This window comes from Enterobacter cloacae complex sp. 394F7, assembly GCF_057320385.1.
In genome coordinates this window covers 93641-115813 of record NZ_JBXWCS010000012.1, presented here as the reverse complement: position 1 = coordinate 115813, position 22173 = coordinate 93641, and the positions used below count along the sequence as shown (strand labels likewise).

General features: G+C 58.4%; 17 protein-coding genes. 5 read left to right on the top strand and 12 right to left on the bottom strand.

All coding sequences use genetic code 11. From position 1 onward, the window contains the following. Positions 1-100: 100 nt before the first annotated feature. Positions 101-2161 (top strand): polyphosphate kinase 1, encoded by a 2061-nt coding sequence (gene ppk1 / locus AC2FAK_RS17780; protein WP_013098243.1) that lies wholly within the window; start codon positions 101-103, stop codon positions 2159-2161. A gap of 3 nt (positions 2162-2164) precedes the next feature. Beyond that, positions 2165-3703 carry an exopolyphosphatase gene (ppx, locus tag AC2FAK_RS17775; RefSeq protein ID WP_020689986.1) on the top strand — a complete coding sequence of 513 codons (1539 nt, stop codon included), beginning with the start codon at positions 2165-2167 and terminating at the stop codon, positions 3701-3703. 4 nt (positions 3704-3707) lie between these two features. Here the strand turns inward: ppx and AC2FAK_RS17770 are convergent, their stop codons facing one another. After that, positions 3708-5948, bottom strand: a complete 2241-nt coding sequence (locus AC2FAK_RS17770) for a bifunctional diguanylate cyclase/phosphodiesterase (protein WP_095455428.1) — start codon at positions 5946-5948, stop codon at positions 3708-3710. Between the two features lie 351 nt (positions 5949-6299). Between AC2FAK_RS17770 and AC2FAK_RS17765 the strand changes: the two genes are divergently transcribed. Continuing rightward, positions 6300-6488, top strand: coding sequence for a YfgG family protein (locus AC2FAK_RS17765; protein WP_095455427.1), 189 nt, complete (start codon positions 6300-6302; stop codon positions 6486-6488). A 31-nt stretch (positions 6489-6519) separates the two neighbouring features. Here the strand turns inward: AC2FAK_RS17765 and AC2FAK_RS17760 are convergent, their stop codons facing one another. Further along, positions 6520-7245, bottom strand: coding sequence for an SDR family oxidoreductase (locus tag AC2FAK_RS17760; protein ID WP_080314660.1), 726 nt, complete (start codon positions 7243-7245; stop codon positions 6520-6522). 212 nt (positions 7246-7457) lie between these two features. Here AC2FAK_RS17760 and AC2FAK_RS17755 point away from each other — a divergent pair, with 212 nt between their 5' ends. Together AC2FAK_RS17755 and AC2FAK_RS17750 are read left to right on the top strand one after the other, a co-directional pair. Continuing rightward, positions 7458-7919 carry a DUF6130 family protein gene (locus tag AC2FAK_RS17755; RefSeq protein ID WP_013098248.1) on the top strand — a complete coding sequence of 154 codons (462 nt, stop codon included), beginning with the start codon at positions 7458-7460 and terminating at the stop codon, positions 7917-7919. Positions 7920-7930: 11 nt separating this feature from the next. Beyond that, positions 7931-8674, top strand: coding sequence for an alpha/beta fold hydrolase (locus tag AC2FAK_RS17750; RefSeq protein WP_013098249.1), 744 nt, complete (start codon positions 7931-7933; stop codon positions 8672-8674). 89 nt (positions 8675-8763) lie between these two features. On the opposite strand, the gene iolB is transcribed toward AC2FAK_RS17750, so the two are convergent. From iolB to AC2FAK_RS17700, 10 genes are all read right to left on the bottom strand, one after another. Continuing rightward, on the bottom strand, positions 8764-9588 hold the full coding sequence (gene iolB / locus AC2FAK_RS17745; RefSeq protein WP_047023247.1) for a 5-deoxy-glucuronate isomerase: 825 nt from the start codon (positions 9586-9588) through the stop codon (positions 8764-8766). Positions 9589-9597: 9 nt separating this feature from the next. Next, positions 9598-10488, bottom strand: a complete 891-nt coding sequence (iolE, locus tag AC2FAK_RS17740; protein ID WP_045293448.1) for a myo-inosose-2 dehydratase — start codon at positions 10486-10488, stop codon at positions 9598-9600. A gap of 11 nt (positions 10489-10499) precedes the next feature. Beyond that, a complete protein-coding gene (locus AC2FAK_RS17735; RefSeq protein ID WP_038420357.1) occupies positions 10500-12404 on the bottom strand; it encodes a bifunctional 5-dehydro-2-deoxygluconokinase/5-dehydro-2-deoxyphosphogluconate aldolase in 1905 nt (634 codons plus the stop codon). 12 nt (positions 12405-12416) lie between these two features. After that, the gene (locus tag AC2FAK_RS17730) at positions 12417-13550 is read right to left on the bottom strand and encodes a Gfo/Idh/MocA family protein (protein ID WP_045293452.1); all 1134 of its coding nucleotides are present in this window, start codon (positions 13548-13550) and stop codon (positions 12417-12419) included. A gap of 8 nt (positions 13551-13558) precedes the next feature. Beyond that, complete coding sequence (locus AC2FAK_RS17725) at positions 13559-14587, bottom strand: ABC transporter permease (protein ID WP_013098254.1); 1029 nt, start codon at positions 14585-14587, stop codon at positions 13559-13561. Positions 14588-14598: 11 nt separating this feature from the next. Then, entirely contained in the window at positions 14599-16146 is a 1548-nt protein-coding gene (locus AC2FAK_RS17720) for a sugar ABC transporter ATP-binding protein (protein WP_029882255.1), read from the bottom strand. 48 nt (positions 16147-16194) lie between these two features. Then, on the bottom strand, positions 16195-17124 hold the full coding sequence (locus tag AC2FAK_RS17715) for a sugar ABC transporter substrate-binding protein (RefSeq protein WP_013098256.1): 930 nt from the start codon (positions 17122-17124) through the stop codon (positions 16195-16197). 31 nt (positions 17125-17155) lie between these two features. Further along, positions 17156-18142, bottom strand: coding sequence for an inositol 2-dehydrogenase (iolG, locus tag AC2FAK_RS17710; RefSeq protein WP_095455426.1), 987 nt, complete (start codon positions 18140-18142; stop codon positions 17156-17158). A 302-nt stretch (positions 18143-18444) separates the two neighbouring features. After that, positions 18445-20370 (bottom strand): 3D-(3,5/4)-trihydroxycyclohexane-1,2-dione acylhydrolase (decyclizing), encoded by a 1926-nt coding sequence (iolD, locus tag AC2FAK_RS17705; protein ID WP_095455425.1) that lies wholly within the window; start codon positions 20368-20370, stop codon positions 18445-18447. Between the two features lie 11 nt (positions 20371-20381). After that, positions 20382-21887: a CoA-acylating methylmalonate-semialdehyde dehydrogenase gene (locus AC2FAK_RS17700; protein ID WP_095455424.1), complete on the bottom strand. Its 1506-nt coding sequence runs from the start codon at positions 21885-21887 to the stop codon at positions 20382-20384. Between the last annotated feature and the right edge of the window lie 286 nt (positions 21888-22173).

The following is a 22173-nucleotide window of genomic DNA, read 5'->3' as shown; positions in this document are numbered from 1 at the left end:
TACTTTTCTGGCACTGTTGGACATATCGTGGAAATGCTCGCCATAATAAGGACGAGACGGATTTACCACGTCCTGTGATTGAACTGGAGTGTGAGCTGTAATGGGTCAGGAAAAGTTATATATCGAGAAAGAGCTAAGCTGGTTAGCATTCAACGAACGCGTACTCCAGGAAGCGGCGGACAAAAGCAACCCGCTTATTGAGCGCATGCGTTTTTTGGGCATTTATTCCAACAACCTTGATGAGTTCTACAAGGTTCGCTTTGCCGAGCTGAAACGGCGGATCATCATCAGCGAAGAGCAGGGCTTAAACTCTCACTCTCGCCATCTGTTAGGCAAAATTCAGTCCCGCGTGTTGAAAGCCGATCAGGAATTTGACGGCCTCTATAACGAGTTGCTGCTGGAGATGGCACGCAATCAAATCTTCCTGATTAACGAACGTCAGCTCTCCGTTAACCAACAAAACTGGCTGCGCCACTACTTTAAACAGTATCTGCGCCAGCACATCACCCCTATTCTGATCAACCGCGAAACCGATCTGGTGCAGTTCCTGAAAGATGACTACACCTACCTGGCGGTGGAAATTATTCGCGGTGAATCCATCCGTTACGCGCTGCTGGAGATCCCGTCCGACAAGGTGCCACGTTTTGTGAACCTGCCGCCGGAAACCCCGCGCAGACGCAAACCGATGATCCTGCTGGATAACATCCTGCGCTACTGTCTGGACGATATCTTCAAAGGCTTCTTCGATTACGACGCGTTAAACGCCTACTCGATGAAGATGACCCGTGACGCCGAATATGACCTGGTGCACGAGATGGAAGCCAGCCTGATGGAACTGATGTCCTCCAGCCTCAAGCAGCGTCTGACGGCCGAACCGGTGCGCTTTGTCTATCAGCGTGATATGCCAGACGCGATGGTGGAAATGCTGCGCGACAAGCTGACTATCTCGCGCTATGACTCCATTGTGCCGGGCGGTCGTTACCATAACTTTAAAGACTTTATTGGCTTCCCGAACGTCGGCAAAGCCAATCTGGTGAATAAACCGCTGCCGCGTCTGCGTCATCTTTGGTTCGATAAGTTCCGTAACGGTTTCGACGCCATCCGCGAACGCGACGTCCTGCTCTACTATCCGTATCACACGTTTGAACACGTGCTGGAGCTGCTGCGTCAGGCCTCCTTTGACCCGAGCGTGCTGGCAATCAAAATCAATATTTACCGCGTGGCGAAAGACTCCCGCATCATCGACGCGATGATCCACGCCGCGCACAACGGCAAAAAAGTAACCGTGGTGGTTGAGCTGCAGGCACGTTTCGACGAAGAGGCCAATATCCACTGGGCGCGCCGTCTGACGGAAGCGGGTGTGCACGTTATCTTCTCCGCCCCGGGGCTGAAAATTCACGCCAAGCTGTTCCTTATTTCCCGTAAAGAGGGTGACGACGTGGTGCGCTATGCCCACATCGGTACCGGGAACTTTAACGAGAAAACCGCACGAATTTATACCGACTACTCGTTGCTGACCGCCGACGCGCGCATCACCAACGAGGTGCGCCGGGTGTTCAACTTTATTGAGAACCCGTACCGCCCGGTGAGCTTCGATTATCTGCTGGTGTCACCGCAGAACTCGCGCCGCCTGCTGTACGATATGATCGACAAAGAAATTGCCAACGCCCAGAAAGGCTTGTCGTCCGGCATCACGCTGAAGCTCAACAATCTGGTCGACAAAGGTCTCGTGGACAGACTCTATGCGGCGTCCAGCTCCGGCGTTCCGGTTAACCTGCTGATCCGCGGCATGTGCTCCCTCATCCCGGAACTGGAAGGCATCAGCGATAATATTCGCGTCATCAGCATTGTCGACCGCTACCTGGAGCACGATCGGGTCTATATTTTCGATAATGCGGGAGATAAACAGGTCTATCTCTCTTCGGCAGACTGGATGACGCGCAATATTGATTATCGAATTGAAGTCGCAGCGCCGCTGCTGGATCCGCGCCTGAAACAGCGTATTCTCGACATTATCGAGATTCTGTTTAGCGACACGGTGAAAGCGCGCTATATCGACAAAGAACTCAGTAACCGCTATGTACCGCGCGGCAACCGCCGCAAAGTGCGGTCGCAACTGGCGATTTACGACTATATCAAATCACTCGAGCAACCCGATTAACCTATGCCGATAAATGATAAGACCCCACGACCACAGGAATTCGCCGCGGTCGACCTTGGTTCTAACAGTTTCCACATGGTCATCGCCCGTGAGGTGGATGGCGCGCTGCAGATCATCGGTCGTCTGAAGCAGCGCGTACACCTGGCAGATGGTCTTGATGAACGCAGCATGCTCAGCGAAGAGGCGATGGAGCGCGGCCTGAACTGCCTGTCGCTGTTTGCCGAACGCCTGCAGGGCTTCTCACCCTCCAGTGTCTGCATTGTGGGAACGCATACCCTGCGCCAGGCGCTGAATGCCCCTGAATTCCTCAAGCGTGCGGAAAAAGTGATCCCCTACCCCATTGAGATCATCTCCGGTAACGAAGAGGCGCGTCTGATTTTTATGGGCGTTGAGCACACGCAGCCGGAAAAAGGCCGCAAGCTGGTGATTGATATCGGCGGCGGCTCCACAGAGCTGGTCATTGGTGAAGACTTTGAACCGCGTCTGGTGGAAAGCCGCCGTATGGGCTGCGTCAGCTTTGCGCAGATGTATTTCCCGGGCGGTGCGATTTCGCGGGAAAACTTCCAGCGGGCGCGCATGGCCGCCGTTCAGAAGCTGGAAAATCTGGCCTGGCAGTACCGTATCCAGGGCTGGAACGTCGCGCTGGGGGCCTCGGGCACCATCAAAGCGGCCCATGAAGTGCTGCTGGCGATGGGTGAAAAAGACGGTTTTATCACGCCCGAACGCCTGACGTTGCTGACCGAAGAGGTGCTGAAACATAAAAGTTTCGACGCGTTAAGCCTGCCGGGTCTTTCCGACGAGCGTAAAGCGGTGTTTGTACCGGGGCTGGCTATCCTGTGCGGCGTATTCGATGCGCTGGCAATTAAAGAGCTGCGTCTCTCTGACGGCGCGCTGCGTGAAGGCGTGCTGTATGAGATGGAAGGCCGCTTCCGCCATCAGGATATTCGCAGCCGTACCGCGCAAAGCCTGGCAAACCAGTACAACATCGACCGCGAACAGGCGAAGCGGGTGCTGGAAACGACCGTTCAGATGTACGATCAGTGGCAGGAGCAGAATCCAAAGCTTGCCCATCCGCAGCTTGCCGCCCTGCTGAAATGGGCAGCGATGCTGCACGAAGTGGGGCTGAACATTAACCACAGCGGCATGCACCGTCATTCCGCCTACATTCTGCAAAACAGCGATTTGCCGGGCTTCAACCAGGAGCAGCAAACCATGATGGCGACGCTGGTGCGCTATCATCGCAAAGCCATTAAGCTCGACGATCTGCCGCGCTTCACGCTGTTCAAGAAAAAGCAGTTCCTGCCGATGATTCAGTTGCTGCGTCTGGGCGTGCTGCTGAATAACCAGCGTCAGGCCACCACCACGCCGCCCACGCTGAAACTCAAAACGGATGACCATCACTGGACGCTGAGCTTCCCGCACGACTGGTTTAGCCAGAATGCGCTGGTTCTGCTGGATCTGGAAAAAGAGCAGCAGTACTGGGAAGCGGTCACCGGCTGGATGCTCAAAATCGAAGAAGAGAGCGCCGACGTCGCGGCGTAACGGCTCAGGCGTCCGCTACGGACGCCTCTGCCTCCAGCAGTGACTCAAGCGCCACCGGCCGACCTATCAGATAGCCCTGCACATAGTCGATACCGAGCGCGTGAACCGCGCTACGTATCTCTTCGGTCTCCACATATTCCGCAACCACCAGCATCTTTTTCATTCGCGCTAAATGGCAAATAGAGGCCACAATCTGGTAATCCAGGCTGTTGCTGACGATATTGCGAATAAAGCTGCCGTCAATCTTGAGGATGTCTGCGTCCACGCTTTTCAGCCGCGCATAGCTTGCATAGCCGGTACCAAAATCATCTATCGCAATGCGTACGCCCATTTTTTGTAGCTGCCGGAGGGTATGCATCGCCTGCTCCGCGCTGCCGAAGGTACTGCACTCGGTCACCTCGAAGATCAACTGCCACGCCTCCACGGCGTATTTATTCAGCAGACGGCTCACCTCCAGCGGGAACTGCACCCGACAAACGGTTGAGGGCGCAAGATTAATGGCAAAGCGCTGGCCGGGCAGCCTGTCACGGTGTTCGGCCAGGAAGCGCAGCGTGCGCTCCAGCACCCACAAATCGACCCGCGACGACAGGCCAAACTCCTGAGCGACGGGCAGGAACCGATCGGGAGTAAGTAACGCGCCGTCCGCATCCGGCATCCGCAGCAGCACTTCATGATAGCGATCGCCACGCAGGCCGCGAACGGGCCGCGCCAGCAGGGTGAATTCGTTGTTGTCGAGCGCTTTTTGCAGGCGGCTCATCATCGCGATTTTATCCTTCAGGCTGCGCTGCAGATGGACAGCACCACGCTGCTGAAGGTTTTCCGGGTGGTTGGTTGAGAGCGACAGATCGGCAATAACCCCTAACTCCCCCAGCACCAGATAGAGATGGTTCACGGGTGAGCGTACATAGCAGTAACTCATGCCCACCTGCGGCTGTAGCGGCATGCCATCCCAGATAAAACGGAACTGTTTGATATGCTCATCCAGCGTCTCGATTCGCTGCTGGTGCGATTCCGCGTTGAGTCGCACCGCCAGATCATACCCGGTAAGGTGATACACCCGCTCATTGGGCTGGAGTGTGCCATTAACCCACTGTGCCAGCTGCTGTTTGTACAAAATTCGCAGCAATACGCCATAATTTCGGCCCAGCACTTCCAGTTCAGGAATACGCAGTAAACAGAGCGCCGACCACGGGTTCCGGGCCAGATCGCGTAACAACGCACGCAGGTTAGGCATATGGACAACCGGGTCGAGGAGCGCCAGCTTGCGGGAGCGCTTATTCACGGCACGCTGGCGGGTCGACAGCATCGACATATAGACCACCACAAACGAGAAGACCAGGTAGCTGGAAGAGGTGATCGCCAGTTGAATGTCGTAGCCCTGATTCACAGGGATATAACGGTAAAAATAGTGAATAGAGACCAGCAGGACCGGCGTCCAGATGAGGGATGTCAGCCTGTAACCAAAGCGCATCGCGCCCCAGAGCATCACCGGCATCAGGAGCGACAGCGTGTAGTTAGTGGTGAAGATAGAGCTGTTCTCATTCATTGGTATCAGCAGCAACAGCAGCAGCCCGCCCAGTATGATCAACCAGACCAGAAACTCGATGAGCGTCACCTTTTTATCTATCTGCGCGCGGCTCTGAGAAATCAATGCCCTGAAATAACGCGGATGGCGAATCAGCCGGATTATCAGGTAACTCAGCGGTACGCCCGTTAAGCCGCTGACCAGCAGCGCCTGATAGTTGATCAGCGTGTGAATATTAAGCGGGTTCAGCCCCGCCAGGCTCTGGCGACTCTCATACACGCCCAGATAAACCGCAAACTGAAACAGCACCAGAAACAGCGTTGCCGGACATAACACCTGCCAGAAAATGCGCTGCGCCATCAGCCGTATATCGCCGTAAGCCGTCATATTGCGTCTGGGGGCAAAGACGCGATAACCGCCCCAACTCAGCACTAAGGGAATAATAAAATGGAAGATCCCGGCAACGGTTTCAAACAGCCCAACTTGCGGGTAATAGCGAATAAACAGCGACAGCACTATTCCGGGAATTGCCCCAACGCCGAAAAACAACATTAAGGTGAGCAGGAAAAAGAGCGGCAGATAATAGAGTGCCACAATGCCGTCGCCCAGTTGCGTCAGGGTATTGGCCGCGCTCAGCACAGGCAGCAACATCACCGGTAAAATAAGCGGCAGCGCCCACCAGCGGTCTTTATTCTGTTTCAGGAAAGCAATAGTGTTCATAGATGCCCGGTTAAACCCCTTTCTCCTGAGGGAAAATGAAGACAGGCATCCGACCTGACGTACGTGCTGCCCGCTAACACCCGGGGCAAACAGTATGGAGGAGGGATTTTAAATACCACTGCGGGGAATCCGTTGACTTAAATCAAACTATTTAATTCAAAATTTCCTTTCTTCTGTTTTTTTCCGGTTAATTTTCTTCGTGTTATCAATATCGTAAATGCAATTATTATTTTTAATAACATCGGTTAATGTATATGTTGACGGTTATTTACACATCGCAGAATTGACCCACCCTTCCCGCTGTGCCTTAATATCCGCGTCGCCCAAAAGGGTATGTCCAGGAAAAACACAGTGAGTCAGGCCACACGTATGCGAAAACGACATCGATTTAACACTCGAATGACCCGCATCATATTGCTAATCAGCTTCCTGTTTTTCTTTGGCCGCTTCGTTTATTCCTCCATTGGTGCCTGGTATCACCATCAGGACAAACTCCAGTCGCAGCAAACGGGTCTGGTGGTCGACGCACCCGCGCGCTAGTCAGAATGTCGGGCTTCCCTGCCCCTGGCAATTAAAGCACGAATCCACCGTCAATCGTCAGGCTCGCGCCTGTCATATATCCAGACTCTTCTCCAGCAAGCCATGCGGCAAGTGATGCGATCTCCTCAGGCTGCCCAATGCGTTTTAAAGGGATATGTGCAGTGATCTGCTCCGCCATTCCGGCCGTCATATCCGTGGCGATGGGGCCGGGCTGGATATTGTTAATTGTGATCCGCTTCGGAGCCAGATCCAGCGCCAGGTTTTGCACCATGGCTGCCACCGCAGCTTTACTCATCGCATAAACGCTACTACCCGCATGCCCGGTTCGCACAGCGGTATTGCTGCCAATGGTGATCACCCTTCCCCCTTCCCTCATTCGTTTAACTGCCGCCTGCACAGAGAGGAAAACGCCGCGCACGTTCACCGACAGCGTGGCATCCAGATCGTCCACTGAATAATCCTCAAGCATACCCAGCCGCAGTACGCCTGCGTTCACTACGGCAACATCCAGCCTGCCGTAATGGTTGATCGTGGCATCAACCGCAGCCTGAATTGCAGTTGCATCTGCGCTATCAGCGTTAATCGCCAGCGCCACCCCGCCCGCATCAGTAATGGATGAGACCAGCGCATTAGCCCGGTCCGGACGTGATACCCATGTCACAGCAACGCGATATCCTTCCTTCGCCAGCCGTGCCGCTATAGCCGCACCAATTCCACGTGCGCCGCCGAAAATCAACGCAACTTTTTCACTATTCATGATGTTTTCTCCGGGAAATCTCCGCATCCGATGGATGCGCCTGAAGACACCATGCCAGCAAACTTCTCGTCATGCCCGGGGGAAATGTATCGCACTGTATCTCCCTCATCTGGCTTACGCATCGATACAAAAATCCCGCATCAGCAAACAGACGCGATACATAAAAATGGTCTGCTGTCTCTCGTGACATGACCCCACGAGGAGAGACCAAAATGATTCGCCAGCATCTGTTGCTTCCTTTACTCGCGCTGACGTCTTCCGTCTGCGCCGCGCCCCTGAGCGGCCTCAGCGCCGCCGACGTCAACGGTCCGGCTGCCGTTGCCCCGCTTGAGCAGCCCCAGCCGCCCGCCAGGCTGATTGTCGATCCGCCGCTGGCAGGCCCGCTGAGTAAGGGTGCTGTCTTTATTCAGTACCGTGTTGAAAACCTGCGCATTGAACCTGTCTTTGGGCCCGACGCGCTGAAAGTCACTCCGCGCATCGGCCATATTCACGTTGTGGTGGATGACGCGCCCTGGCACTGGGCGGACACCAGCGGTGAGCCGGTGATTCTGGTGGGACTGCCCGCCGGAAAACACAAGGTGACCATTATCCTGGCCGACCCGACGCATAAGCCTCTCGATCATAAAACCCTTGAATTCACCGTGCCGCCGCATGCGCCGGTCCACCATTTCTGAGGAGCCTGAAGATGAAAACATTATCGATACTGACGGCGGGTCTGCTGGCGATGTCGGCCAGCGCCTTTGCGCAGAGTGAAACCAGCGTGGTGCTGGTGCATGGCGCCTTTGCCGACGGCAGCAGCTGGAACAAGGTGATTTCCCTTTTGCAGAAACGCCACACCGAGGTAATAGCCGTCCAGCTGCCGCTGACCTCACTAAAAGATGACGTAGCAGCCACCCGGCGCGCCATCGCTCGTGCACACGGGGACGTGGTACTGGTAGGTCACTCCTGGGGCGGCACCGTGATTAGCGAGGCCGGCAACGATGCGCGGGTGAAATCACTGGTGTATGTGGCGGCGTTCGCGCCGGACGCCGGTCAGTCAACGGCAGAGCTGGCGAATAGCTACCCGGCGCCCCCGGGGAGCGCGGGTATCGCGAAAACCGCGGACGGCTTTTTATACCTGCCGCCTGCGTCGGTCAGTAAGGACTTCGCACCGGATGTGAAACCGGGTGAACAACAGATCATCGCCGCCACACAGGGGCCAATAAAGGGCGATGCGTTTGGCGAAAAGGTCACTCGCGCGGCGTGGCACGCTAAGCCGAGCTGGTATGTGGTAAGCAAGAACGACCGGATGATCAATCCTGAGCTTGAACGCGCGATGGCGAAGGCCATCCACGCGAACACCACCGAGGTCGCGGCGAGCCACGTATCGATGGTGAGCCAGCCGGAAGCCATTGCCCGCACGATTGAGCAGGCGAGGCAGATGCACTGAAGACAATTCGGCCAGCGGCGCTGTGCTTGCGCGAGCCTACGGTTTCGTAGTTCGGATCAGCGCAGCGCCACCCGACAAGAAAGGCCGCTTCAGCCCCCATTTTCTGCGGGATAATCCCGGTTAATCCACGCGTGGTCCTCTTCCCACGTGAACATCCATTTGCGCACCGGCCCGGCCATCACGTTGAGGTAGTAGCTGTCATACCCCGCCATGGTTGCCACCGGGTGGTAGCCCTTCGGCACCATCACCACGTCACGGTTGTAGACCGCCATGCATTCATCCAGCGTTCTGTCGTCAGTGTAGACCCGCTGCATGCAGAACCCCTGCTCCGGGTTGAGGCGATGGTAATAGGTCTCCTCCAGATACGTCTCCTGGGGCGGATTATCCGTGTCGTGCTTATGGCTCGGGTACGAGCTGGTGCAGCCTTCGTTGGTCCAGACCTCCACCACCAGCAGGCTGTCAGCCGGTTTGTCTTCCGGCAGAATGTTGTGCACATAGCGCTGGTTATGGCCTTTGCCGCGCGCTTCAGCGTCGATATCCTGCGGTGCAATCAGCCGCGTCGGCCAGCTACCTTTACCCGGAGCGGCACAAACCGCCAGTTCCAGCTTCGTGAGCGCCTTCACCTGCACCGTCTCCTGCGGGGTAACGTACACCGCCCACGGCTTGATACGCTCGAACGGGCTCATCCGCTCGCCAATATCGTTAAACTGCGCGGAAGGCGTGCTGATGGAGGCGCGCCCGGCCACCAGCACCAGACAGCGCTCTTCGCTGACGGCGGGCAGCGTCAACTGCTGCCCCTCCTGCAGCTCATAGGCCTCAAAGCCAACATATCCCCACCCGGCGCGTTCCGGCGTGACGGACTGGGTCCGCCCTTCATCGTTCGGCTGTTGCCAGCGTGATAGCAGACGTGACATGTCACCTCCTCAGATAAGCCCGGCGTCGCGCGCCAGACGGCTCAGGTTGTTATACCCCAGACGGGCATAGGTCAGCGGATGGGCAATCGCCGGATCCTGCTCCGCCTCCACCACCAGCCAGCCGTGATAATCCTGCGCTTTCAGCAGTTGCATGATCGGCGGATAATCCACGCAGCCGTCGCCCGGCACGGTAAATACACCGCTCAGCACCGCATCGAGGAAGCTGGTTTTGCGGTTTTTGACATCCGCCAGCACGTCGGCACGCACGTCTTTGCAGTGAACGTGATTGATGCGCGACGCCCAGCGCTGCGCCACCGTCAGCGGATCGGCCCCGGCAAAGGTCAGGTGACCGGTGTCCAGCAGCAACCCGACCTCTTCGCCGGTATGGGTCATCAGGTTGTCCACGTCGTCGGCGGACTCAATCACCGTCCCCATATGGTGGTGATAGGCAATCTGCACCCCCTGCTGCTGAGTGTAGCGGGCAAATTCCGTGAGCTTCTCGCCATACTCCTTCCAGCGTGCCTGCGGGAAGCGCGGGCGCAGATGCACCGGCGTCTGCTGCTCGCCGTGAATGCAGCCGCTCACCTCCGCAAATACCAGCACCTTTGCCCCCAGCTCACGCAGCAGCGTCAGGTGGGACTGCACGGCGGCAATCTCCTCTTCCACGCTGCGCTCCAGCAGTCGGCCGGAGTACCAGCCAGAGACCAGCTGCAGATCGTGGCGCTGCAAAATAGGGCCAAGCAGGCGCGCTTCACGCGGGAATTTGTTGCCCAGTTCGAAACCGGCAAAACCGGCCTCTTTCCCCTCGCTCAGACAGGTCTCCAGCGGCGTTTCGGCACCAAGGGAAGGCAGATCGTCGTTAGTCCACGTCAGGGGGTTAATGCCTAATTGCACACTCATTGTCGTCTCCATTATGCGTGTCCGCGCTCGCGCCACCAGGCGATAAGCTGCAGGTAATTGTCCCGGATGCGCGCCACCAGCTGCGCATCGTCAATATCGTGTTTCAGCCATGCACGGGAAGCTTCGCCAAACAGCGTGCGCCCCACGGCAAATCCTTTCACCAGTTCGTGCCCTGCCGCGGCGTTAAACCCGGCACGCAGCTGCTCGGCAGGCGCATCCAGCCCGAGGATCACCACCCCACGACAGTGCGGATCCCGGCGCTGGATAATCTCGCTCAGTGCCGTCCAGCCATCGGACGTCAGCGGCGGCAATTTCCACCAGTCCGGGTAAATACCCAGGTTGTAGAAGCGGGAGATGGCACGCAGATAAAGTTCATCGCTGCGCGGCATGCTGGCGGGCAATATCACCTCCAGCAGCAGCTCATGCCCCGACTGGCAGCAGGCGTGGTAGACCTCGGCAATTTTCTGCTCCTGCTCCAGGCGCAGGCCGTGAGCATCTTCCGGGTGGAAAAAGACCAGGCACTTCACCACATGCTCCTGCGGCCAGCTGATAAGCTGGGTGCCGATGTTGCCGTGCTCCATCTCCAGCGGACGGGAGCCCGGCAGCTCAATGGGCCGCCCGATCCACCACCCTTCACCGGTAATGGCGTTGAGCGCGTCCTGACCAAACGTACCGTCACACAGCAGGCCCGCTTTGCCTGCCAGTCCGGCACGGCTCGCCGCCTCGCGGCTGGCCTGCAGGATCAGCTGCTTGAGCGCCGGAATACGTTTGAGTGACGCCCCGCACTGCAGCGCCATATCTTCAAGCTGACTGCGGTGATCGAACGCCATTACGCACAATTCCGGCCATTCGCGGCGACGGGTAGTGACCCGGTGCAGATGGTTCAGACGCGGGTCGAGATCCGGGCGTGGAACGAGCGCGGCGCGCGAGAGATAGTCATCCAGCTCAATTTTGCTCGGCATCGCCGGGGCGCAGCCGTGGCGCGAGACCACCAGCGCGCCGCAGGCGTTGGCATAGCGGCACGCCTGCTCCCAGCCCTCGTCGTTCAGGTAGCCGCGCAGCAGGCCAGACATAAAGGCATCGCCCGCGCCGAGGACGTTCAGCACCTCCACGCGCACGCCGGTCACCGTCAGGCCGTCATCCAGACGGGCCGGAATGGCACCGGTATAGACCGAACAGCCAAGCGCGCCGCGTTTGCAGACCAGCGTGGCCTGGCTCACGGCACGCACTTGCGCCAGCGCCTGCAGGGTGTCCGTGCTGCCGCCCGCAATGTGGAACTCCTCCTCGGTGCCGACAATAACGTCGAAGAGGTGGAGCACTTCCTGAAGTTCACGGGTGACCTGATCGGCCGCGATAAAGCGCGTTTCGCCGTCGCCTAAGGAGGTCAGCCCCCACAGCACCGGGCGATAATCAATGTCCAGCACCGTGCGCACGCCGTGACGACGGGCGTAGCCCAGCGCCGTCAGCACCGCCTCGCGGGTCTGCGGATGAGAAAGGTGAGTCCCGGTGATGGCAAGACACCGTGCGGAAGCGATGTAGTTTTCGTCCACATCGCTGGCCGTAATGGCCATATCCGCGCAGTTATCGCGATAAAAAATCAGAGGAAAGGTGTCCCGGTCTTTAATGCCGAGTAGCACCAGCGCCGTGAGGCGTGTTTTATCGGTGATCAGATGGCTGGTATCACAGCCCACCTGATTTAGCTCTTCGCGCAGGAACCGGCCCATATGCTCGTCGCCCACGCGCGCCAGCATCGACGAACGCAACCCCTGCCGCGCCGTGCCGTACGCCACGTTGCCGGACGAGCCACCGAGATATTTGGCAAAGCTCGACACATCCTCCAGCCGCGCACCAATCTGCTGACTGTAGAGGTCTACCGCCACGCGGCCCATGCATATCACATCAAACTGCTTTTCCACGTTGATACCTCTTCAGACAATGTCATTCACGTTCAGCCAGCGGCCTTGCTGGTGTGAGAGTGCGATGGCGTCCAGCACGCGCGAGACCTTCCACCCCTCTTCAAAGTCCGGCCACATCGGTGCGTCGGCGGCAATGCCATCCACCAGGTCACGCACTTCCACCGTTTTTTGATCGTTAAAGCCAATACCGTGGCCTGCGCCCATACAGAACGCGCCGTAGTCCGGGTGTGCCGGGCCGACCAGCAGCGTGCGGAATCCCTGACGGTTGACCGGATCGTCATGCAGGTAGAGCTTCAGCTCGGCCATGCGCTCCTGAGTGAAGCTGATGGCGCCTTTCGTTCCGGTGATCACATATGACAACCCCATCTTGCGGCCGCAGGCGACGCGGGAGGTTTCAATCACACCCTGCGCCCCGCCCGCGAAACGTACCATCGCGTGGGCCTGATCCTCGTTTTCGACGGCAATCATGTCCGACGACCCGGCCTTCGCCGGACGTTCCGGGACCACAATCTTCAGGTCGCCGCAAACCTGCTCAATCTCCCCCACCAGGTACTGCGCCATATTGACGATATGCGCCGCCAGATCGCCCAGCGCCCCCAGCCCGGCAGTCTCTTTGAAGCAGTGCCAGTGAATGGGCGAAAGCGGGTCGGCCATATAGTCTTCGTTGTGGGTGCCGTAGAAGTGGATCACCTCGCCTATTTCGCCGCGGGCGATAATCTCTTTCGCCAGCTGCGCCGTCGGGTTTTTCATGTAGTTGAAGCCCACCAGGGTTTTCACCCCAGCCCGCTTAGCGGCCTCGACCATCTCACGCGCGTCGTGGGCGTTCAGCGCCAGCGGTTTTTCCGAGTAAACGTGCTTGCCGTGGCGGATCGCCTCCAGCGCCATCTCTTTATGCAGATGGTTGGGCGAGCAAATATCCACTACATCAATGGCCGGGTCTGCCACCAGCGCCCGCCAGTCTCCCGTTGAACGGTTAAAGCCAAACGCCTGCGCACGCTCTGCCGCCAGCGTCGGGTTTACCTCGGCCACCATCTCACGCACCAGCTTGCCGCGCAGGTTGAACACCGTCGGGGCCTGGGCATAGGCGATGGCATGCGCCTTGCCGATATACCCGGTGCCAATTAATCCAATACGAACCTCTTTCATCGTGATCCTCACAGTGCGCCGCGACGGCTCTTGGCGTAGGTGTCGAACGCCACCGCCAGAACGATAATTAACCCGGTAATAATCTGCTGGTAGTAAGCCGAGACGTTCATCAGCACCAGGCCGTTAATCAGAATGCCCATAATGATGGAGCCGATAATGGTGCCGCCGATGCGTCCGTAGCCGCCCATCAGCGAGGTGCCGCCAATCACCACCGAGGCAATGACGCGCAGCTCAAAGGAGATCCCGGCCACCGCCTCGGCGCTCCCCAGTCGTGCGCTGAGAATAAAGCCCGCCAGCCCCGCCAGACAGCCAATCAGCACATAGACGCTGACCAGTACGCGCTTCACGTTCACACCCGCCAGACGCGCCGCCTCCGGGTTGCCACCGATGGCGTAAACGAAGCGCCCCCAGCGGGTTTTGTGCAGCGCCAGATAACCGCCAACGGCGACGATGGCGAAGATCCAGATCGGAATGGAGATACCGAGCAGCTCGCCCCGTCCCCACCAGCGGTAGCCCTGATCGAAACCTGCGATTGGCGCGCCGTCGTTAATCACCAGGGTCAGGCCGCGCCAGATGGTCATCCCCCCGAGGGTGACGATGAACGGCGGCAGGCGCAGGCGGGTAACGCCCAGGCCGTGCAGAAAACCAATCGCCGTGCCCATCGCCAGACAAATCCCCAGCCCTATCAGCCAGCTCATGCCGCCCCAGGCGTTCGGGTCGACGGTGGTAAAGTTGTCGCCCTTAATCACGTACGCCGCGGTCATGGCGCACACCGCCAGAATGGATCCGACGGAGAGGTCGATCCCGGCGGTCAGGATGACGAAGGTCATCCCCACGGCCATGATCCCGTAGATGGAGACTTCGGTCAGGATGTTGAAAATGTTGCGTTCAGAGAAAAAATTGCTGTTCTGCGACTGGAAGAAGATCAGCAGCAGGATCATGAAAATCAGCACCCCAAAGCGCTCGAAGAAGGCGATGGGATCGATGCGTCCGGCGCGTTTGACCGGGGCCTGCGTTTTAGAAATCATCTGCGTCATGAGAAACTCCGTTATGCCGCGTTCAGGGCGTTGTGGTTGATGGCCATCATCGTCATCAGCCGCTCTTCGTTGGCATCATCGCCGTGGATCTCGCCGGTAACCCGGCCTTCGCTCAGGGTGATGATCCGGTCAGATACCGCCATCACTTCAGGCAGATCGGAGGAGATCACAATCACCGCCACGCCCTTTTTCGCCATGTCAAACAGCACCTGGTGCACTTCTGATTTGGTCCCCACGTCGATGCCACGCGTTGGCTCATCGACGATCAGCACCCGCGGGTTGAGCGCCATGCAGCGCGCGAGGATCACTTTTTGCTGGTTACCGCCGGAGAGCTTGCGCACCTCCTGCGCGCTGTTGACCATCTTGATCTGCAGCGCCTGGCGGTAGGACTCAATCAGATCGTCCTCTTTGCGGGTATTGACGAACCAGCGCCAGTGCAGCAGTGACGAAAGGCAGGAGAGCGACAGGTTGTCGCGAATCGACAGCCCCAGCACCGCCCCCTCTTTTTTGCGATCTTCCGGCACCAGCGCCACGCCCTGATCGAGGGCATACAGCGGGTCGCGCGGCTGGTACGGCACGCCGTCAAGCTCAAAGCTGCCAGAGGTAAACGCGTCTGCGCCAAACAGGCAGCGGGCCACTTCGGTGCGTCCTGCACCCACCAGTCCGGCGATGCCCAGCACCTCACCCGCGTGGACATGGAAGCTGATGTCATGCAGGGCAATACCGTGCGGATCCAGCGGCGGCTTTTCGCGGCTCAGCCCCTTCACGGCCAGACGGATGGGTTTATCCTCATGGTGGGTTTCACTGGCGGGACGGCGGTTAAACGCCACGTCGCGCCCGACCATCAGGCGGATCAGCTGCTCTACGTTCGTTTCTGCCACCGCGCCGGTGCCGGTGAAACGGCCATCCTGGAAAACGGTGAAACGGTCACAGAGCTGGAAAACTTCATGCAGGCGGTGCGTCACATAGATAATGCTCACCCCGCGGTTTTTAAGCTCCCGCACCACACGGTGCAGGCTTTCCACCTCGCTGTCGCTCAGCGCGGCGGAAGGTTCGTCCATAATGATTAAGCGGGCGTTGAGAGTCAGCGCCCGGGCGATCTCCACCATCTGCTGCTGGGCCACGCTCAGACGGGCAACGGGTGTGGTCGGCGCAACGTTCAGCTGCAGGTAATCGAGAATGACCTGCGCCTCCTGGTTTACCGCTTTTTCATCGACGATCAGGTTCCGCTTGCGCGGCTCGCGCCCCAGGAACATGTTTTCCGCGACGGTCATGTTGGGCAGCAGGTTAAATTCCTGATAGATGGTGATAATGCCCTTGTTCTGTCGTTCCACCGGGGAGTCATCCACCGGCAGCGTTTCGCCGTTGAACCAGATCTCCCCGCGCGTTTGCGGCTGCGCGCCCGCAAGCGCCTTCAGCAGCGTGGATTTTCCCGCCCCGTTTTCCCCCAGCAGGGCGTGGATTTCTCCCGGCCCGACGGTCAACTGGGCATTGCTCAGCGCCCAGACGCCGGAAAAGCTTTTCGCCAGCTCGGTCACTTTCAGTAAGGGTTGCGACATCAGTCTGCTCCTCCTCATGATGAGCCGCCAAAGGCGGCTCGGGACATATTAGTTACCGGCCTCACCGATACGCTCAGCCTGCTGCAGGTTCTCTTTGGTGATAAGCGTTGGCGGGTAGTCCGCGCCGGTGATGGCTTTCTTCTCACGCACGTTGGCCACCAGCTGGCTCATTGCCGTTTGCACCGCAAAGCCCGGGCGCTGATCCGCAGTCACCGCCAGCCAGCCGTCACGCACGCGAGCCAGCGCTTCAGGAACCGCATCAAAGCCGGTTACCAGGATTTCACCGGGCTTCACGCCCTGGCTCTGCAGGGCTTCAATCGCCCCCAGCGCCATATCATCGTTGGCGGAAAGGATCACCTGCGGGCGTTTCGGCAGTGACGGCAGAACGCTTTCTACAATGCGCATCCCTTCAGAACGCATCCAGTTGCCGGTCTGATCGGCGACGATCTTGTATTTATCGCCACCCGCTTTCAGGCTGTCGCGGATCCCTTTAGTGCGTTCGATGTTGGAAGAGGAGCCCGGCTGACCGGTGAGCAGAATGATCTCTGCCCCGTCGGGGAATTTGCTTTTCACGAAGTCGCCAATCGCCTGGCCGCCTTTATAGTTGTTGGCGCCAAAGTGCGGCACTTTCTTCTGACTGTCGACGGAGCGGTCAAGGGTGACCACCGGCAGCTTCGCATCCTGAATTTCATCCACCGCGCTGGAGACCGCGTTCACGTCGTTCGGGGAGACGATGAACCCCTGCGCTCCGCGGGTGATGGCGTTTTCCAGGTCAGCCACCTGTTTTGGTGAACTGCCCTGCCCGTCCAGCACCTGCAACTTGACGCCCATCTCTTTTGCGGCTTTCACCGCCGTGCGCTGCATGTGAACTTCAAACGGCATCGCCAGGTTTGGCGTACTGAAAACAATTTGCTCGTTTTCGGCGAGGGCGGCCCCGGACGTCATGGCGATGAGGGCGGCTAAGATCAGCTTTTTCATTATTATGTCTCTCTGTGTAGGGTGGTTGTGTTTAGAGGACGATCTCGCGCTGGCTACGCAGCGACTCCAGCGCTTTATCCGCGAGGTACAGCGCACGTTCACCATCATCGCCGCTGCAGTCAGGCACCGCTTCGCCGCGCAATACCGCAACAAAGTGTTCCCATTCCGCGGCGTAAGCGGATTTGTAGCGCTGCAGGAAGAAGTGTTCCGGCAGCGCGCTGGTGCAGCCCTGTTTGCCGTAGTGCTGCACCTGATTTTCAAGAATATTGCCCGCGCAGAGCAGCCCTTCAGAGCCGTGCAGCTCCAGGCGCTGGTCGTAGCCGTAAGAGGAGCGGCGGCTGTTGACGATGGTCGCTATTGCGCCGGAGGCATATTTCAGAACGATAAATGCGGTGTCGATGTCCCCCGCCTCGCCAATCGCCGGATCCACCAGGTTACTGCCCTGGGCATACACTGACACCGGCTCTTCACCCATGATGAAGCGCGCCATATCAAAGTCGTGAATGGTCATATCGCGGAACATGCCGCCAGAGACGCGGACATACTCCGCCGGTGGTGGAGACGGATCGCGGGAGATGATCAGCAGCGATTCCGGTTTGCCGATACGCCCGGCCTGCGCGTCGGTTTTCACACGGCGGAACTGCGGGTCAAAGCGGCGGTTAAAGCCGATGAACAGCGGCACGTCGTACTCTTTAACCACTTTCAGGCAGTCGCGCACGCGGGCGAGGTCGAGGTGTACCGGTTTTTCACAGAAGATGGCTTTGCCATGACGGGCGGCCATTTCAATCAGGTCCGCATGGGTATCGGTCGCCGAGGCGATCAGCACGGCATGAACGTCAGGGTCGGTCATTGCCTCAACCAGGCTCTGCTGGCGGGCCTGATACTGCGTGGCGAGACGGGTGGCAAATTCCTGATTCGGGTCAACCACGGACCAGAGTGTGGTCGCGCTGTGGCTGGCGATGTTAGCTGCATGTACCTGGCCAATTCGGCCAGCGCCCAGTAAAGCAATGTTAAACATAACGGCTCCCGGTGTTGGTGAATGCTGTGAACTAACGACCCTTTAAATAAAACATTTATTTCATTTTTATAAATAGTGAAAATTATGTTTTTGAGTGTGGGTTAACACTTTTGAGATGAATGAGATAAATTTTGTTATCAATCTCACAACATGGGAGGGAGGACATCTTCCCCTCACCCCGGCCCTCTCCCTCAGGGAGAGGGAGGGAAAACCGCACCGAACTATCCCCTCTCCCAGTGGGAGAGGGTTAGGGTGAGGGGAAAAAGAAAAATGAAATGAAAATTTCGTTACGGCGGGAAATCTTAATACTGACGTGCTTTTTTCACCTGCGCCTGCGTCTGCGCCGCGGCTTCGCGCACGGCAGGAGACGCTGCTACCTGCGCATCGCCGGTTCGCCACCAGGAGGCGTAATCGTGGGTCATGGTCTTCGGCAGCACTTTGATGTCCAGCAGCGTCGGGCCTGGATGGGCTCGGGACGCCTCCAGCGCCGCCAGCAGGCTTTGCTCATCATGTACCCGCCACGCGCGACAGCCGTAGCTTTCCGCGTTTTGCGCGAAATCGACCTTCACCAGCGGCCCGTCAAGCTGCCCGGTCTGCGGGTTACGGTAGCGGTTTTCCGTGCCGAAGCTTCCCATTCCATGACCCATCTGCAGGTTATTAATGCAGCCAAAGCTGGCGTTATCAAACAGCAGAACGGTGATCTTAATGCCCTCCTGCACCGCGGTTTGCAGCTCGGAGTGCAGCATCATGTAAGAGCCATCCCCCACCATGGCGTAAACCGGTTGCCCGGGTCGGGCAAGCTTCGCGCCAAGCGCCGCCGCAATCTCGTAACCCATGCAGGAGTAACCGTACTCCAGATGATAGGTATCAGGCGTTTTGACCTGCCAGAGGCGCTGTAAATCTCCCGGCAGCGAACCGGCTGCGCCCACCACGATGGCGTTATCTTCAACATGCTGATTAATCAGCCCCAGTACCCGCGTCTGGGTCAGGCGGGTGTTGAGCGTCTCGCCATATTCCGTCAGCTGGGCATCAAGATGGCCCGCCACTTCCGGTGCCTCGTCCGGGCGCCACTGGCGATCCCAGAGACGGCGGCACTCGTCATGCCAGGCGGCTTTCGCCTGCGCAATCTCCTCTCCCCAGCCGCTGCGATACTCCCTGAGCGAGTGGGTTAAGGCCTGCAGTCCGGTCCGGGCATCGGCAATCAGCGCGGTGGCGTCAAGCTTCAGGGCGTCAAACTCGGCCACATTGAGCAGCAGAAACTCGACGTCCGGGTGGGAGAAGAGCGCCTTGGAGCCGGTAGTAAAATCGGTAAGACGTGTCCCCACGCCAATCACTAAATCGGCCTGCGCCGCAAGCTGGTTGGCGGCCATTCCGCCCGTCACGCCCACCCCGCCCATATTAAGTGGGTGGTCACTTACCAGCGCCCCTTTTCCGGCCTGGGTTTCGGCAAACGGCAGATGCAGCGTCTCGACAAATTCGCGCAACGCCTCATGCGCGCCGGAGTAGCGTACGCCACCGCCGCACACCACCAGCGGACGGCGTTTACGCGCAATCAACGCCTTTGCCTGCGCCAGACGCTGCGGATCTGGCGGTCGACGCTCGATGTGATGCACGCGACGCGCGAAGAAGCTCAGCGGGTAATCCCAGGCTTCGCCCTGCACGTCCTGCGGCAGGCAAAGGGTTACCGCACCGGTATCTGCGGGGTCAGTGAGCGTTCGCATCGCATTTAACATGGCGCTCATTAACTGCTCCGGGCGATTGATGCGGTCCCAGTAGCGGGAGACCGGGCGGAAGCAGTCGTTGGTGCTGATGCTCAGATCGTGATACTGCTCTATCTGCTGCAACACCGGGTCCGGCTGGCGGCTGGCGTAGATATCCCCCGGCAGCAGCAGCAGCGGAATACGGTTCGCCGTGGCGGTCGCCGCCGCGGTGATCATATTGGCGGCTCCCGGCCCGACGGAGGAGGTCACGGCGAAAATGCGCTGACGGCGATGCTGTTTGGCGAATCCCGTCGCCATGTGGGCGATGCCCTGCTCATTACAGCCCTGCATTACCTGCAGATGGCCCGGATCCTGTTCCAGCGCCTGGCCGATGCCCAGCACGTTGCCATGACCAAAAATGGTCGCCACGCCCTCCACGAAGGGCGTTTCAATGCCATCCATGCTGACGTACTGTTGATTAAGGAACCGGACCAGCGCCTGGGCCATGGTCATACGTTCGGTTTGCATAAAACCTCCTGTCAGCCCAGCGTCGGCATGGAAAACGCAGCGCCTGTCTCCTGCTGCATTTCCGGCCAGCGTGCGGTGACGGTTTTCATTCGGGTGTAGAAACGCACGCCGTCGTTACCGTGCACGTTGAGTGCACCAAAAATCGAGCGCTTCCAGCCGCCGAAACTGTGGAACGCCATCGGCACCGGGATCGGCACGTTAACCCCTACCATGCCCGCCTGCACCTCTTCGCAGAAGCGGCGCGCGCAGCCGCCGTCGCGGGTGAAAATGGCTGAACCATTACCATATTCATGGCGGTTAATCAGATCCACCGCGCTGGCGTAATCTGCTACGCGTACCACAGAAAGCACCGGGCCGAAAATTTCTTCCTTATAGATCGTCATCTCCGGGGTGACGTTATCGAACAGCGTCGGCCCGACAAAATAGCCCTTCTCGTGACCCTGCACGCTAAAGCTGCGGCCGTCCACGCGCAGATTCGCCCCCTGCGCTTCCCCGCTGTCGATGTAGCCCAGCACCTTGCTGCGGTGCGCGGAGGAGATAAGCGGCCCCATTTCGTTTTCTGGCGTCTGGTCCAGCCCTGGCCCAACGCGCAGCGCGGCAATCTGTTTTTCCAGACGGGCGCAGAGGTCATCGGCGGTGTTATCGCCCACCGCCAGTACCACTGAAAGCGCCATACAGCGTTCCCCCGCCGCGCCGTAGGCCGCGCCCATAATGGCGTTGGTTGCCATCTCCATGTCGGCATCCGGCATTAAAATGCAGTGGTTTTTCGCCCCACCCAGCGCCTGACAGCGTTTGCCGTGGGCGGACGCGGTCTGGTAGATATATTCCGCAATCGGCGTAGAGCCAACAAAGCTCACGGCCTGCACGCGCGGGTCGGTCAATAGCACATCAACGGATTCTTTATCCCCCTGCACCACGTTAAACACGCCGTCCGGCAGGCCGGCCTCTTTCAGCAGTTTTGCCAGCGCGAGCGCCAGAGAGGGATCTTTTTCTGATGGTTTCAGCACGAAGGTATTGCCGGTCGCCAGCGCAATCGGGAACATCCACATCGGCACCATCGCCGGGAAATTAAACGGCGTGATCCCGGCGCAGACGCCGAGTGGCTGCATCAGCGAGTGGCTGTCCACACCGGTGCCCACGTTGGCAGAGTGTTCACCCTTTTGCAGATGCGGGATGCCACAGGCGAACTCAACCACTTCCAGGCCACGGGTCAGCTCGCCTACCGCGTCGGAGAAGACCTTGCCGTGCTCTTCGCTGATAAGACGGGCCAGACGTTCCATATTCTCTTCCAGCAGCGCTTTGAAGCGGAACATCACACGCGCGCGCTTAAGCGGAGAATGACGCGCCCACGCCGGAAACGCCTGCTGCGCGGCGGCAATCGCCTGCTCCGTTTCCTGTGCCGTACTCATCACCACCTGACGGATCTGCTCGCCGGTGGCCGGGTTGAAGATCGCCTGAACGCGCTGGCCTGAACCGGTGACACATTCGTCGTGAATAAAATTCGCTACCGTCTCCATCCTTAACCTCTCGCTGTTGATACGTGACTGTTACCTGAACACTGTGTACTGAACACTATATATGAAACAAATATTCCATTTTAAGTTGAAATAAAATAAATGATGATTATTGTGATCAAGGATGGATTTTTATGTTAACAGCCAACAACACTGACGCAGCGTGCGCTATTAAGGATTTTCAGGCGATGAAATGAGTGAAGTTTCTGTTTCATTTTTGCTGCCAGATGGATGGCCAACATTTAAAAGACGCGGTTTTGCGTTTAGAATCATAAGACTGTATTTGGGG

Coding starts and splice junctions, on each gene's coding strand:
- ppk1 (WP_013098243.1), top strand. CDS start 101: ATGGGTCAGGAAAAGTTATATATCGAGAAAGAGCTAAGCTGGTTAGCA.
- ppx (WP_020689986.1), top strand. CDS start 2,165: ATGCCGATAAATGATAAGACCCCACGACCACAGGAATTCGCCGCGGTC.
- AC2FAK_RS17770 (WP_095455428.1), bottom strand. CDS start 5,948: ATGAACACTATTGCTTTCCTGAAACAGAATAAAGACCGCTGGTGGGCG.
- AC2FAK_RS17760 (WP_080314660.1), bottom strand. CDS start 7,245: ATGAATAGTGAAAAAGTTGCGTTGATTTTCGGCGGCGCACGTGGAATT.
- AC2FAK_RS17755 (WP_013098248.1), top strand. CDS start 7,458: ATGATTCGCCAGCATCTGTTGCTTCCTTTACTCGCGCTGACGTCTTCC.
- AC2FAK_RS17750 (WP_013098249.1), top strand. CDS start 7,931: ATGAAAACATTATCGATACTGACGGCGGGTCTGCTGGCGATGTCGGCC.
- iolB (WP_047023247.1), bottom strand. CDS start 9,588: ATGTCACGTCTGCTATCACGCTGGCAACAGCCGAACGATGAAGGGCGG.
- iolE (WP_045293448.1), bottom strand. CDS start 10,488: ATGAGTGTGCAATTAGGCATTAACCCCCTGACGTGGACTAACGACGAT.
- AC2FAK_RS17730 (WP_045293452.1), bottom strand. CDS start 13,550: ATGAAAGAGGTTCGTATTGGATTAATTGGCACCGGGTATATCGGCAAG.
- AC2FAK_RS17725 (WP_013098254.1), bottom strand. CDS start 14,587: ATGACGCAGATGATTTCTAAAACGCAGGCCCCGGTCAAACGCGCCGGA.
- AC2FAK_RS17720 (WP_029882255.1), bottom strand. CDS start 16,146: ATGTCGCAACCCTTACTGAAAGTGACCGAGCTGGCGAAAAGCTTTTCC.
- AC2FAK_RS17715 (WP_013098256.1), bottom strand. CDS start 17,124: ATGAAAAAGCTGATCTTAGCCGCCCTCATCGCCATGACGTCCGGGGCC.
- iolG (WP_095455426.1), bottom strand. CDS start 18,142: ATGTTTAACATTGCTTTACTGGGCGCTGGCCGAATTGGCCAGGTACAT.
- iolD (WP_095455425.1), bottom strand. CDS start 20,370: ATGCAAACCGAACGTATGACCATGGCCCAGGCGCTGGTCCGGTTCCTT.
- AC2FAK_RS17700 (WP_095455424.1), bottom strand. CDS start 21,887: ATGGAGACGGTAGCGAATTTTATTCACGACGAATGTGTCACCGGTTCA.